Raw genomic sequence first — 13970 nt, 5'->3', positions numbered from 1 at the left:
CGAGTTCTCCATCTTGAGAGGTGATCGATGACCCTTCGCAGGCCCCCGTTCCTCGCCTTGGTCCTGGCCGCCGCGGCCGCCCTGCCGGCCTCGGCCCACACGCTCCGCGTCCTGGTCACCCGGCCCGTGCCTCAGGAAGGCTTCAAGACCACGGTCTACCTGTCGTACGGGCACCTGCTCCCGGTCGACGAGTTGATCCCCGCCGAAGAGGTCGGCGCGTTCCAGATCCACACTCCGTCCGGCTCGATCAAGCCACTGGAGAAGTCGGGCAAGTCGATGCACGCCCACGACGTCCAATTCGATGAAGCCGGGCTCCACCAGATCGAGGTCGTCCGCAAGCCGATCATCTACGTTTCCTACACCGAAGCCTCGGGCAAGCTCGGCTTCATGCGACTCCCGAAGACCGAGGCCAAGCTGCCCGTCGGTGCGAAGCTGACCACGTCGGCGCGGAGCCATCAGTTCTCGAAGGCGGTCGTGCTCAACAACATCTCCGAAGGCCAGCCGACGCCGGCCCTCGGCCACACCCTGGAGATCCTCGTCGAGGAGACGCCTGGCAAGACGGGCTACTCGGCCGATCGCCCGGTCCACGCCCGCGTCCTCTTCAAGGGCAAGCCGCTGGCGAACACCAAGCTGTCGGCCGCGAGCACGAGCAGAAACCCCGACGGCATCCCCACGATCTCGGGCGAGACCGACTCCGAGGGGCGCGTCGCACTCGAACTGGTCGAGCCGGGGACGTGGGTGCTCGACGTCCTGCACATCATCGAGTCCGACCCAGAGAATCGTGCCGCCTTCGACAACGAGCGTTACGTGGCCACCGTCTCGATCCCGGTCAGCGACAAATGACAGTCTCTTCCGAAGCCCGGCTTTTTCTTCAAAGCCGGGTTTCTGCCACCGTCAACGCCGACGCCCTTTCCCACAGACATCGGGCCAGGGGATGCCCCCTGCCCTCCCCCTCGAACCGAGAAGACACCCCCCGATGTTGCAAGCGATCGACCTCACGAAGCGATACGACGACCGCCTCGCGCTGGATCGGCTCAATTTGACGATCGAGGCGGGTGAGATCTTCTGCCTGCTCGGTGCGAACGGGGCGGGCAAGACGACGACGATCAACCTCTTCCTCAACTTCCTCCAGCCGACATCGGGGGCGGCGATCGTCAAGGGGATGAACGTCGCCGAGCATCCGCTGGAGACGAAACGTCACCTCGCGTATATCCCCGAGCAAGTCATGCTCTACCGCAACTTCTCGGGGCTCGAAAACCTCGAATACTTCGCGGCCCTGGCCGGCAAAGGGCACTATTCGCGCACCCAACTGGGCGAATTCCTCGCGAGGGCCGGGCTCTCCGAGGAGGCTTCCCGCCGTCGCGTCTCGACCTATTCCAAGGGGATGCGCCAAAAAGTCGGGATCGGGATCGCGATCGCCAAGGGGGCGGAGGCCCTCCTGCTCGACGAACCGACCTCGGGGCTCGACCCCAAGGCCTCCAACGAATTCTCGGAACTGCTCGAGCAATTAAGCGGCGAGGGGGTCGCGATCCTGATGGCCACCCATGACCTCTTCCGTGCCAAGGAGAGCGGCACCCGCATCGGCATCATGAAGCATGGCCAGCTCGTCCGGACGATGCCGACGGCCGAGATCGGCCACTCGGACCTGGAGGCCCTCTATCTCGAACACATGATGGATTGACAATTTTCCAACGGTTCTTGACGCGGGCCTTCGATCGCCGGCCGTGCGCAGAGGCATGATGACTCCATCAGATCTTCAGTTTTCTCCCACGGCCGCGAGCGGGGGGTCGACGCCTTCCGATAGGTACCAGGGGACGGTGATCACGACGATGCGGCGGAAGCCACTGAGGAGGAGATAGGCCTTGATGACCGACGCCGTCCGGTTGTGGAGGACGTAATGGTACCAGCGCGTCCCCACGAGCTCGGGGACGATGACCGCGATGACTCGTCCGGGGTGGGTCTGCTGGAGATCGGAGACGACTTGCTTCAGCGGGCCGAAGAGCCGACGGTAGGGCGAATAGACCACGATCAACTTCGGCGGGGTGAGCCCGGCGGCCAGCGCCGGCTCTCGGACGTTTTTCTCCCATCCGTCTTCGAGCGACACCATGGTTTGCTCGTCGCCGGCGACGTGCAGCGCGTACACTTCGGGGGAGACCCTCAGGGCGAATCGCAGGGCTTTGCGCGTCAGGGAGCTCCACCCCCGGATCGGCAACAAGGCCAGGGGCGGGGTCAGGCCCTCGGCATCGAGCGGGGCGTCCGTCGCCACCTCGCGGGCCACGTTGCGATAATGCGAATGGACCCCGACGAATAGGCTGAGCAACGTCGGGATGAGCAAGGCCATCACCCAGGCCCCCTCGGCGAACTTGGAGACGAGCACCACCACCAGCGTCACGGCCGTGCAGAACGCGCCCGCGGCGTTGATCGCAATCGCCTTCGACGCGTGCCGGCCGCCGGTGCGGCGCCAATGGATGACCATCCCCGCCTGCGACAGCGTAAACGCCAGGAACGCCCCCACGGCAAAGAGCGGAATCAAGTGGTCGGTGATCCCACCGAACGCCACGAGCAACCCGCCGGCCAACGCCGCGAGGACGAGGATGCCCCAGGTGTAAACGAGCCGGCGGCCCCGGTGGGCGAAGGCGTTGGGCAGGAAGCCGTCCTGGGCGATCACGCGGCAAAGCCTGGGGAAGTCGGCGAATCCGGTGTTGGCGGAGAGGGCCAGGATCGCCAGCGTTGACCCGATCGTGATGTAGTAGAAGACTCCCCGGCCGACCACCGCGGCCACGAGCTGCGACAGGACGCTTTGGTAACCGGTGGCTCCCGGCTCGGTTGCCCCGATGCTATAGGCCCGACAGAGGTAGGCGATCCCGGCCAGCATCACCACCAGGAGCCCGATGATCGCCGCCAGGGTCCGCCGGGCGTGGGCGACCGTCGGCTCCCGGAACACGGAGACGCCGTTGCTGACCGCCTCGACCCCGGTCATCGCCGTGCAACCGCTGGCGAAGGCGCGGGTCAGGATCCATAGGCTCGCCGCCACCGCAGGCCCCTGGGGCACCGGCGGCTCCAACGGTGTCGGTGGCCCGTCGGACGACAAGGCCTTGAACATCCCGACAGCCAGCACCGTGAGCAGCGAGCCGATGAAGAGGTAAGTCGGCACCAGGAAGGCCAGGCCGGATTCCCGGATGCCGCGGAGGTTGATCGCCGTGATCATCACCAGGATCGCCAGGCAGAGCGGCAGCGTATACGGCTGGGTCGAGGGCATGGCCGAGACCAGGGCCCCGACGCCGGCCGAGATCCCCACGGCCACGACCAGCACATAGTCGAGCATCAACGCCGCCGCAGCCAGGAGTCCGGCCGTCGTGCCCAGGTTCTCGCGGGCGACGGTGTACGAGCCGCCGCCGTGCGGATAGGCCCCGATCGTCTGACGATAGGAGACGTAGACGATCAGGAGCAGGAGGATGATCAGGGTGGAGATCGGCCCGATGTAGGCGATCCCGGAGATCCCGAGGGGGAGCAGCAGCGTGAGGCCGGCCTCGGGGCCGTAGGCGGCCGAGCTGAGGGCGTCGAGGCCGAGCATGGGGATCCCGGTCCAGACCCCGACGCGCTGCTCACCTTCCTCGTCGGTGGCCAGGGGCCTCCCGAAGAGATAATCCATCACAGACATGTCCGACCGCTCCGCGGGCGATTCTCGTGCCGGTGGATGGCCCCTGCCACACCGACGCCACGAGCCGGACCGCCGCCCTCGATCTCGGCGTGCAATTCTCAATGCGGCTCGGGCGAAATGCAATGCCGCGTCGAGTACGCGGCGAAGGCGATCCCGAGACCGCAGCCTGAAATAGACCGTGCGAGAACCATGCCGCGCGCGGCATGCGCCCTGCATAACCATTCAGCCGGGTACATTCGTGCGAAGGCATACCCACCACCAGTCGGGCGTGGCCCGGCCCTTTGAAACACACCGTCGATCCGCCTTCGCGGCCCGCCGAGGGGTCGGTCGGAGGGGTACGTGCGCCCCGGAAATCCGATGTCGAGCCCTTCGAGAATCGTCGATAGTGGTTCAGGACGGCCTACGTCGAGGCGAGGTAGTGATGCGGCATTCGAGGATGTGGCAGGCGGCAATGGTCACGATCGCGTGGGCATCAACGGCCCTCGCCGAGGACGTCGTCAAAGACCCGTGGATCGGCCGCAAGGTCTTCACGAAGGTCGGCACCGTGTTGAAGGTCGGCAACGAGGTCGTCGACGACGAGGGGGTGGCGAAAAGCCTGGCGGTCTCGGGGACCCGCAGGCAATCGGTCCGCGTCTATCGCGTGGAGCGGGTGAACGGCGAGTGGCTCTGGCTCCAAGACGAGGCGAGCGGCACCTCGGGTTGGGTCCAGGCGAAGCAAATCATCTTTCACGAGAAAGCGGCTGACTATTACAGCGACAGGATTCTTTCAAACCCTAACGATGCGGGCCATTATGTCTGCCGCGGATCCGTTCGGATCGCGAAAGAAGAATATGAGGCGGCCATCGAGGACTTCGATAGGGCGATCCGCCTGAATCCGGGCCTCTCTGCCGCGTATTACAACCGAGGCATCGCCTGGGAGATGACTGGGGATTACGCCAAGGCCATCTCCGGCTACAGCGAGGCGATCGAACTCGATCCCAAATATGTCAAAGCGTATACAGCCCGCGGAAATGCCTGGGCATGCCGGAAGGACTTTGCGAGAGCGATCGCCGATTACGACGAGGCGATCCGCCTCGACCCGAAGTTCGCCAAAGCGTATAGCGTCCGCGCCTGGCTGTGGTCGACATGCCCCGAGGAGACGTTCCGCGACGGTCCGAAAGCGGTGGAATCCGCAACTCTCGCTTGCGAGCTGAATGGTTGGAAGGACCCATTCGCCCTCAACGCCCTCGCCGCGGCATGCGCCGAAGCGGGCGACTTTGCCAGGGCCGTCGGATGCCAGCAGAAGGCGATCGCCTTCCATTCAGGCCCGGACAAGAGCGGTTGGCAGGAGCGACTCGAGGGCTATCGGGCAAAGACACCGCATCGAGGCACCGAGTGACGCCGGCGGCTCCATCCTCGCGGGGGATCAAGGGCGGAAGCCTCTCCGCTTGCGGTAGAGGGTGCTCCGGTTGATCCCGAGGATCCTCGCGGCCTCCTCGACGTTGGCAGCCTCGGCCAGGACTCGGCGGATGTGCTCGCGTTCCAGGCGTTCGAGGGAGACCCGGCGGCCGACCTCGACGGGGCCGTCGTGGGTTGTTCGACCAGGCATCACGACGCGTTCCGGCAGGTCGGCGAGGCCGATTGTTGGCCCTTCGGCGAGGATCACCGCGCGTTCGATGACGTTCCGCAACTCGCGGACGTTGCCGGGCCAGCGATATCGGGCGAAGGCCTCACGGGCGCCTTCGGAGAAGTCGTCGATGCGCCGGCCCGCCTTACGCGCCAAGGAGGCGAGCAATCGGTCCGCCAGGTCGAGGATGTCCTTCCGTTCCCTGAGTGGGGGTAGGGTCAGTTCCACCGTGTTCAGCCGATAGAGGAGGTCGTCGCGGAAGAGGCCCGAGGCGACGGCGGACTCAAGGTCGCGATTGGTCGCCGCGACGAGCCTGGCTCGGGAGGAGCGGGTCAGGGCCTCACCGAGTCGCTCGTACCTCCGCTCCTGGAGGAATCGCAGGAGCTTGGGTTGGAGGGCCAGGGGCATGTCTCCGACCTCGTCGAGGAATAGGGTGCCCCCTTCGGCGATCGCCACCTTGCCGACGACGTCGCGGACGGCCCCGGTGAATGCCCCGCGCACGTGTCCGAACAGGTCGCTTTCGAGCAGCTCTGGCCCGAGGCTCGGGCTGCTGACGGTGACGAATTCACCGCCCGCTTGCTTACTCCAGGCATGAAGGGCCCGCGCGAGCGCCCCCTTCCCCGTCCCGCTCTCGCCACGGATCAGGACCACGGCGTCGGTCACGGCCACGACGCGGGCCTGATGTAGGAGGCGTTTCATGTGGGGATCGGGGCTTTCGAGCTCGGCGGCATCCGTCTCGTCGTCCGCCGAGCCGGACGGCCATGGGAGATTTTCCAGGACGGTGCGGAGGTGTTCGGGCGTAAACGGCTTGGGGAGATACTCCGACGCGCCTCGGCGGATCGCCTCGACGGCCGTCCCGATGCTCGCATAGGCCGTGATGATGACCACCAAGAGGCGAGGCCGGACGGCCTTCAGTCGCTCCAAAAGCTCCAACCCCGAATCGGGCCCGAGCCTGAGGTCGACCAACGCCGCGTCGCAAGGCCGCTGCTCGATGCGACGGAGTGCCTCGGCCAACGAGGCCGCCTGCTCGACGGAATGGCCCAGCGCCTCCAAGGCCACCCCCAGGACGTGGCGGACATTCGGCTCGTCGTCGACGATCAGGACACGCATTAGCCCACGAGTCCCCGGCGAAGTCAGTCCTATGGTCGCCCGGTCGCGATCCGCGTGAGGAGGCGAGCCGGGCCTTCCCGCCTCACCCGTCCAGGCCACCTAGGCGGCCCGTGCTGTCGCCGAACGATTCGATCGGCACCCCCGCGCGGTCGAGCATCGACAGGTAGAGATTCGTAATCGGCGTCTCGTTCGGGTAGCGGACATGCCGGCCGGGCTTGATCGAGCCCCCCTTCCCCGCGAGCAGGATGGGGAGCTCGTCGTGGCTGTGGGCATTGCCGTCGCTGATGCCACTCCCGTACAGGATCATGCTGTGATCCAGCAAGGTCCCCTCCCCCTCGGAAGCCGACGACAGGGCCTTCAAGATATAGGCAAGTTGGGTGATGTGGAAGGCGTTAATCTTCTGGATCTTCTCCTGCTTGGCGGGGTCGCCCCCGTGGTGGGATAGGTCGTGGTGGCCGTCGGGCACGCCGATCTCGCGGTAGCCGCGATTGCTCCCGTCGTTCGCGAAGACGAACGTCGCGACCCTCGTGAGGTCGGCCCGGAACGCGAGGACGAGGAGGTCCGCCATCACGCGGAGGTGCTCCTGGTAGTCGGCGGGAATGCCGAGCGGCCTCGGGTGGCGCGACGGTCCCGATGCCAGAGCGGAGTACCCGACGCCGATCCTCCGCTCGACCTCGCGCACGCCGGTGAGGTACTCGTCCAGCTTGCGACGGTCGGAGGCGCCGAGCGTCGACTCGAACCTCCTGGCGTCCTCGACCACGAAGTCGAGGATACTCTTGCGGCGGCGATCCCCCCGCGCACGCCCCTCGTCGCCGACGGCGCCCCCGAAGAGGCGGTCGAAGACCAGGCGTGGGTTGATCTCCTTCGCGACGGGCGTCTCGCCCCGCCATGACAAGTTCGACTGATACGCACAACTATAACCATGGTCGCATTCGCCGGCGAACTTGCCCCCTTCGCATCCGAGCTCGAGCGAGGGGAAACGCGTCGCCCTCCCGATCATCCGCGCCGCGACCTGATCGACGGAGACACCGGCGTGGAGGTTCGCCCCGTCGGTCTTCCTCGGGTGGCAGCCCGTCAGGAAGCCGGCCATGGCCCGGGCGTGGTCGCCGCCGCCATCCCCGTGAGCGCGGGCCTTGTCCAACGTCAGGCCGCTCAGGACGAGTATGTGTTGCTCGACCTCTCGGAGCGGCTCGAGCGTCGGCGTCAGCGTGAATCCGGCACCGACTCCCTTCGGGGTCCAGTCCGGCATATGCATGCCGTTGGGGACGTACAAGAAGGCCATGCGGACGGGAGACATCCCCCGGGCCGAGGCCGACCCGGCCGGGGCCATGGCCTCCAGGAACGGCAATGCCAACGTCACGCCTATCCCCCTCAACATCGTCCGTCGCGAGATCGGTCGTCTCATGGTCCTCACCGCCTCCCCTCAATGGACAGGAACGGCCCACTCTCGACGATCGCGAGCACGAGCGCCGAAAACCGGTATCCGTCCTTCGAGACCGCGGCCACGATCCGATCGACCTCGCGGCGATCGGCCCGCGTCAACCCTCGCCCGATTGCGTATGTCAGCATTTTTTCGGAGAAGCAGCGGACGAACGCCTCCCGACGCGACGAGAGCTCGGCGCGGAGCCCGGACGGCCCGAGGGACGAGTCGATCGGCCGGCCGCCCTCCAGGGTCCGCCAGGCGCCGACGGCGTCGAAATCCTCCAGGCTGAAGCCGAGCGCATCCATCTGCCGATGGCACGAGGCGCACGCCGGGTCGGCCCTATGGCGTTCCATCCGCTCTCGGAGTGTCCCCGCGTGCCCCAGCACTCCACCGTCCTTCAGGGCCTCCACGCCCGACGGAGGCGGTGGCGGGGAGCTGCCCAGGATATTCTCGAGGATCCACTTGCCGCGCTTGACCGGCGACGTCCGAGTCGGGTTCGACGTGACCGCGAGGACGCTCGCGAGGGTCACAACACCTCCGCGGGCCGTGCCCTCGAGCGAGACTCGGCGGAATGCCTCGCCTTTCACCCCGGGGATCCCGTAGTGCCGCGCCAGCCGCTCGTTGACGAACGTGTAATCCGCGTCGAGGAATTCGAGGAGGCGTCGATCCTCGTCGACGATCGACGCGAAGAATCGTTCGGTCTCCTCGAGCATCGCCGCCCGGAGCGGCTCGTCGAACTCGGGGAAGAGGGCGGGGTCGGGCGTGAGCCCTTCGAGCTTGCGCGTCTGGAGCCACTGGCCAGCGAAGTTCTCGGCCAGGGCGTGGGCCTTGCGGTCGCGGAGCATCCGCCCGACCTGGGCTCGAAGGGTCGCGCGGGGGCGGAGCAGACCCAGGCCCGCCAGCCGATACAGTTCCTCGTCCGGTATGCTGCTCCAGAGGAAGTAGGAGAGCCGCGACGCCAGGTCGAAGTCGTTGTCCGGGATCGGCAGGTCCGCCGGGCCTTCGGCCGCGCCCGGACCGAGCCGGAAGAGGACGTGCGGCGACACAAGCACCGCCTTGAGAGCGAGCTTGATCGCCGGCTCGAAGCCCTCGCCGTCTCGCTCGGCCGACTCGACGATCCCAAGCAACCGCATCACTTCTTCATGTGCCGCAGGCCGACGATAAGCCCTGTCGACGAAACCGCGGAGGATGTCGTAGATCCGTTGCTGCTTTGCCAACTCGGGGTCTTCGGCAGCCTTCTTGGGGACGTAAAGACGCTTCTCCCCTCGGGAAAGGACGGGAGGCCGGAATCGCCGGAACGCCCGGGGGACTCGGTCCGGCGTCGGGTCCATGATCCGTCCCCGGGCCTCGGGATTAGCGAACGCCCGATCGATCACCGCGTCGGCGGCGGCGAGGTACCCCTCCACATGCACCGAAGACGTCGAGAGTACGTCGCCGATGTTGTCGAACCCGTAGCCGAGGTCGTCGGATGGGAAGTCTTCGGCCGGGCGGAGGTCGAGCCCGAGCAGGTCCCGGATGGTGTTGTTGTACTCGGCACGGTTGAGCCGTCGGGCCACGCTCGGCGGAGGGGCGGAGTCCGCGGGGAAGACCGCGTGGTCGAGCCAGGTGTTAATTGTCTCCAACTCCACCGGTGAGGGGTGGGGAGCCTTTTGCGGCGGCATGCTCGCCGAGCTCAACTGGGCCGCCACGCGGAGCCAGACCGCCCGGGCTTCGTCGTCGATCGGCCCGGCGTCGACGTCGTCCAGGACGACGCCCCCCTCGGCCACCTCACTCGAATGGCACCGGGCACAGTACGTCTCGATCAACGGGGCGACGTCCCGGCCGTATTCAGGATGCGGGCGGACGGGCGATGCGAGCACGGTCGCCGGCTCCCCTTCGCGACGCTCCGGCGCGAGGGCCGCCGTCCCCGGCGCGGACGCCCGGCCCTGCAGGTCGCAACCGACGATCATTGCGAGGCACGATATGAGTCCAATGGTTTTTCGCTTTATCAAAGTCATAAATATTCACGATATCTTTCGAGGCAGCAACCTAAGCGGAAATCCTTCGTCAAAGTCCACCAAGTTCTGTTCGGTCGACGCGATTGGATTCTTGCCGCGAAGGCACAAAGGCACCGAGGACTCCGGGAGGATGCTCGAAGGTGAAATCGTCCTCACGGGATTCTCCCCTTTGTGCCTTGGTGCCTTTGTGGTGAAGAACATTCCCGGCGAGGAGTGTCGGGCCTCGGGTACACGCTCGTACTCGTGGCCGCCCCTCGCGGACGATCAATACTGGTCGGAGGAGAGGATCTCGCCGCCGGCCCGCGTGATCAGCGCGACCACGGAGCGGACGGAGATGGTGTCCTTGAGAAAGTGGACCGAGCCGTCGGCGAAGAGGGCGTTGGCCCCGCCGGGATGGAAGGAGTAGATCTCATCGTCGCTGGTGCAGTTGACCATGCAGGTGCCGCCGCGAGTGCCGCCGGTCTTCCCCTGGGCCCCGGCGAGCCTGGCGTAGGTGAAGGGGTCGGCCCAGGCCCCACCGGCGGCGCTGACGGGCTCGATGACCCCGTCGACGAGCTTGTTGTCGGGGGCGTAGAAGTAGATCTTCCTCGACCCGTCGTAGCCGGCCGGCCTGCCGGCGCACTCGGAGGTGATCACCGTGTTCGAGGTGCCGTCGGTGATCGACGCCATCCGGATCGTACCGGTGATCTCGGGGTTGGTGATCGTCCCAGAGTCGGTCGTGTCGCCGACCGCCGCGATGTAGCTCGCGGGGAATCCGCCGGCCACCAGGACGGCGTCGTGGAGCCCCGGGATCGGGAAGTAGTCGGTCCTCGCCCAGATCTGGGTCGGCGGAGGGTCGAGGTTCGACACCGTCGACGAGCCCCCCGGCGTGCCCGGGGAGCATGTATCGCCGCCGCCGTTGCCGAACGGGCCCCAGTTGGCGTTGTAGTAGTTGACCGTCGGTGGCGCGGGGGTCGACGGGCAGAGGAAGGCGTTGATCACGGTCATGTACACCGAGTTCGTCCCCGAGTGCAAGGCCCCCGCCCCCGTCGTCGGCGGGAGGTTGGCCGTGTTGAACACCGAGAGGTTGATGTTGATCTGGTTGTAGATGTTCGCCTGCTCCAGGTACGGCAGCAGTTGCGTGAGGTACGACGCGGCGTTGACCGGGATCGCGGCCTGGGCGTCGGGGTTGGTGTCGGCCACGGGCAGCTTCATCGAGTCCGGCGGCAGCGAGTTGTACGTGCTCTCGAAGTTGAGCGTGGCCAGCCCGATCTGCTTGAGGTTGTTGGTACATTGGGCGCGACGCGCGGCCTCTCGGGCCGCCTGGACGGCGGGCAGCAGCAGCGCGATCAGGACCGCGATGATCGAGATCACGACCAGCAGCTCGATCAGCGTGAATCCCGGCCGTCGGCGCCCCTCGAGGCGGGCGGCGGGGACCACTCGGACATCCTGTTGACTCATCAAAGCACACCGACTCATCGTTTCATCTCCGAAACAGGGACGGGCATCGGCCGCCCGTGGGTTGTCTTCCCAAAGGTCGTCACTCAGAAACGGGCTGGACGACGTGCCCGACTCAGTCCGTCAGGTCGAAGGGGGCGAGGTTGTTGACGTCCGGCTTGACCTCCGCCTTCAGGCGAGGCCGGCCGAGGTCGGAATAGCGACCGAGCAGTCGGTCGGCGGGGAGGCTCGGCGACGAGCGGATCTGCGACGCGGGCCTGGCACCTTTCTTCCGGCCGCCCCGCCCGGCGGGCTTCGCCGCCCCTTGTGCGAGCGACATCCCCTGACGGCGGTCCCGCCACTCCACCAGGACGTCGTAGGATCCGGCCGGCGCCCCGTCCCACTCGGCGCTGGCGAGCCGAAACGTCCCCTCCTTGTCGACGACCGCGGCGGGGATCCCGCCGGCCATCGCGACCTCGCCCCCTTTGCGGTGGAAATAGACCGTCGCGCCTTCGGCCGGCTCACCCTTGTAGCGGACCTGCCCCTTGACCATGTAGAGCCCCTCGGGACGATTGCACCCCGAGAAGGACGCGACCAGGGACGCCATCCCGATCGCCGCAACCTTTTTCCTGTTCATATGCGGTATCAAAAAGGTTCGCCCCGGCCGTCACACGACACACATAGCGTGGATGATCCGGCCCGAGACGACGCCCATAGAAATGCACGAACCATGCCACGGCCCCCACGAAGGCCGCAACCGACTGACCCGACGCCAGTTACGCAAAACCCAGCGTCTCCCAAGCGTCTTCGACCCAATCCGAAATCATGCGTTCCGCATGAGGTGAACGGTGCAATCTGAGACGGTCCCCGTAGCCCTCCTCGCTGAAGCCCAAGGAGCACAGCCCGGTCGACTCGGTTGGAGGCGCACCACAAAGGCACCAAGAACTCAGGGAGGGAGTCCGAGGGAGTTTCGTCCGCTCGGGATCCTCCCGTTCCTGCCTTGGCACTTTCGCGGAGAGAAACCCGCGTGGTGATCGCTTGGCCGAGATCGGTCTCGAGAGTCTGGAATGTGGTCCGCGGCTGCCCCGAGGTCACGCTCAAGGCCGTAGTCGGTCTACCCCGATCCCGAGCTGTCGCGGGCACGAGCCCCTACTCTCCGAGGGGGAACATCGGCCGGCGGATGTGTCGGTAAGAGAACCGAGCCGGGTCGATGGCGGTCAGACCTGGGGTATCGACCGCGATGACGCGGCCCGCGATGGGGTTGTAGGCGGCCTTGTAGGCGATGGCGGCCTTGACGACGAGGATCGCTTGACGGGCCGGGTCGATTTCCAGGCTGGTGAGCTGGCCGAGGCTGAAGGGCGGGGTTCGCAGGGTGTTCAGGACGAGGGTGTTCGAACCGTCGAGGTCGATGACGGCGGTGGGCCCCTGGTCGTTGAGTCGGCGGCCACCGTGACGGGCCTGGTCTTCGACCCAGGTCCCGGTGTGGAGCGATCGGACGACCCCGTGGACCGGCACGGGGTCGCCGTGCATTCGGTCGACGGAGCCCCCGACGGCGCGCTCGAATCGTCCGCCGACACCGACGCGCGTGGCCTCGGCGACGGCATCCGGGTCGAAGAGGACGACGACGGAACGCTCGGCCTTCTGGCGGAGGAGCTCGGCCAGGAGGACGGTGCCGTCGCCCGCCGAACCGCCGCCGATGTTGTCGCCGAGGTCGACGAGGACGACGGGCGTCGACTCGGACTGGATCGCCAGGCGGACGGCCTCCTCGGGCGTCGGGCAAGGGACGAAGAGCTCGTGCCGGGCATCCCACATCCGGCCAGCGAACTCGTCGGCCACCGCCTGGGCGAGCGCCCGGTCGCCGTCCGCGACGGCGATCACGGCGGGTCCCATCTCGGGGACGTCGGCGTAGGGGAACCCGGCCATCAGGCTCACGTCAAGCATCCCCGGCCGGCGCTCGGCGGCGCGGGCCCCGGCCAGCATCGAGCGGAGCGGCTCGCGGTCGGTCTCCTGGCCCAGCAGGTTCAAGACCATCGGCGGCTTGGCGAACGCGACCACCGGCCGGATTGCCCCCTTGACCGCCCGCGCCATGATCGAGGCCGCGCGGAGGCCACACTGACGTTGGTCGACATGAGGATACGTCTGGTAGCCAACGAGGGCGTTGGTCGACTCCGCCATCAGCGCCGAGACGTTCCCGTGATAGTCGAGTGAGGCGATGATCGGCAGGTCGGGCCCGAGCCGGTCGCGGAGCCGCCGCAAGACCTCGCCGTCGCCGTCGAGATAGGAGTCGGTCACCATCGCCCCGTGGAGCGCCACCAGGAGGCCATCGACCTTCCGCGCGAGCGACTCGGACACGATCCCGTCGACCACCTCGTCGATCATGCCGTCCGTCACGGGCCCGGCGGGAGTCGCCCAGGCCATGGTCGTGGGGACGAGTTCATACCCAAACCGCGAGGCCCCTTCGACGAATCCCCCCATCTCGTGATGGGCGTCGCGCCAGACCGGCAGGATCGCCTCGCCGACGGCCAGACTCCCCTCCAAAAACCTGGCCCGGTCGGTCCGCCCGGTCGCGAACGTGTTCGACTCGTGCATGATCCCGCCGATGCCAATGCGCACTTCGGGCCCCTTTCCTGAGTCTCGAACGTTTTTAGCCACGGATGGAACACGGATCAGAGAATAATTTTTTCAACAGATGTCGCGAATTGACGCAGACAAATTAAAAAAATTTAAAGATAATAAATTTTATTATCCGTGTTTCAT

The 13970-nt window shown here is 66.6% G+C and carries 10 protein-coding genes; 3 read left to right on the top strand and 7 right to left on the bottom strand.

All coding sequences use genetic code 11. From position 1 onward, the window contains the following. The first annotated feature begins 27 nt into the window (after window positions 1-27). Together ACYOEI_RS13515 and ACYOEI_RS13510 are read left to right on the top strand one after the other, a co-directional pair. The gene (locus tag ACYOEI_RS13515; protein ID WP_462850026.1) at window positions 28-843 is read left to right on the top strand and encodes a DUF4198 domain-containing protein; all 816 of its coding nucleotides are present in this window, start codon (window positions 28-30) and stop codon (window positions 841-843) included. A gap of 133 nt (window positions 844-976) precedes the next feature. Continuing rightward, complete coding sequence (locus ACYOEI_RS13510) at window positions 977-1681, top strand: ABC transporter ATP-binding protein (RefSeq protein ID WP_462850025.1); 705 nt, start codon at window positions 977-979, stop codon at window positions 1679-1681. Window positions 1682-1756: 75 nt separating this feature from the next. Here ACYOEI_RS13510 and ACYOEI_RS13505 read toward each other — a convergent pair whose 3' ends face one another. Further along, complete coding sequence (locus tag ACYOEI_RS13505) at window positions 1757-3661, bottom strand: APC family permease (RefSeq protein WP_462850024.1); 1905 nt, start codon at window positions 3659-3661, stop codon at window positions 1757-1759. A 421-nt stretch (window positions 3662-4082) separates the two neighbouring features. On the opposite strand from ACYOEI_RS13505, the gene ACYOEI_RS13500 reads away from it, so the two are divergent. After that, window positions 4083-5039 (top strand): tetratricopeptide repeat protein, encoded by a 957-nt coding sequence (locus ACYOEI_RS13500; RefSeq protein ID WP_462850023.1) that lies wholly within the window; start codon window positions 4083-4085, stop codon window positions 5037-5039. Between the two features lie 27 nt (window positions 5040-5066). Here ACYOEI_RS13500 and ACYOEI_RS13495 read toward each other — a convergent pair whose 3' ends face one another. The 6 genes from ACYOEI_RS13495 to ACYOEI_RS13470 all read right to left on the bottom strand — a co-directional run bounded on the left by ACYOEI_RS13495 (window position 5067) and on the right by ACYOEI_RS13470 (window position 13826). Continuing rightward, window positions 5067-6377 (bottom strand): sigma-54-dependent transcriptional regulator, encoded by a 1311-nt coding sequence (locus ACYOEI_RS13495; RefSeq protein WP_462850022.1) that lies wholly within the window; start codon window positions 6375-6377, stop codon window positions 5067-5069. 82 nt (window positions 6378-6459) lie between these two features. Then, on the bottom strand, window positions 6460-7782 hold the full coding sequence (locus tag ACYOEI_RS13490; protein ID WP_462850021.1) for a DUF1552 domain-containing protein: 1323 nt from the start codon (window positions 7780-7782) through the stop codon (window positions 6460-6462). A gap of 5 nt (window positions 7783-7787) precedes the next feature. After that, window positions 7788-9749, bottom strand: a complete 1962-nt coding sequence (locus tag ACYOEI_RS13485) for a DUF1592 domain-containing protein (protein ID WP_462850020.1) — start codon at window positions 9747-9749, stop codon at window positions 7788-7790. Between the two features lie 312 nt (window positions 9750-10061). After that, entirely contained in the window at window positions 10062-11237 is a 1176-nt protein-coding gene (locus ACYOEI_RS13480) for a DUF1559 family PulG-like putative transporter (RefSeq protein ID WP_462850019.1), read from the bottom strand. A 112-nt stretch (window positions 11238-11349) separates the two neighbouring features. After that, window positions 11350-11820 (bottom strand): hypothetical protein, encoded by a 471-nt coding sequence (locus tag ACYOEI_RS13475; RefSeq protein WP_462850018.1) that lies wholly within the window; start codon window positions 11818-11820, stop codon window positions 11350-11352. 542 nt (window positions 11821-12362) lie between these two features. Continuing rightward, window positions 12363-13826 (bottom strand): M81 family metallopeptidase, encoded by a 1464-nt coding sequence (locus tag ACYOEI_RS13470; protein WP_462850017.1) that lies wholly within the window; start codon window positions 13824-13826, stop codon window positions 12363-12365. Window positions 13827-13970: the final 144 nt, after the last annotated feature.

It is taken from the genome of Singulisphaera rosea (assembly GCF_054877945.1).
This window is presented reverse-complemented; position numbering and strand designations above follow the sequence as displayed.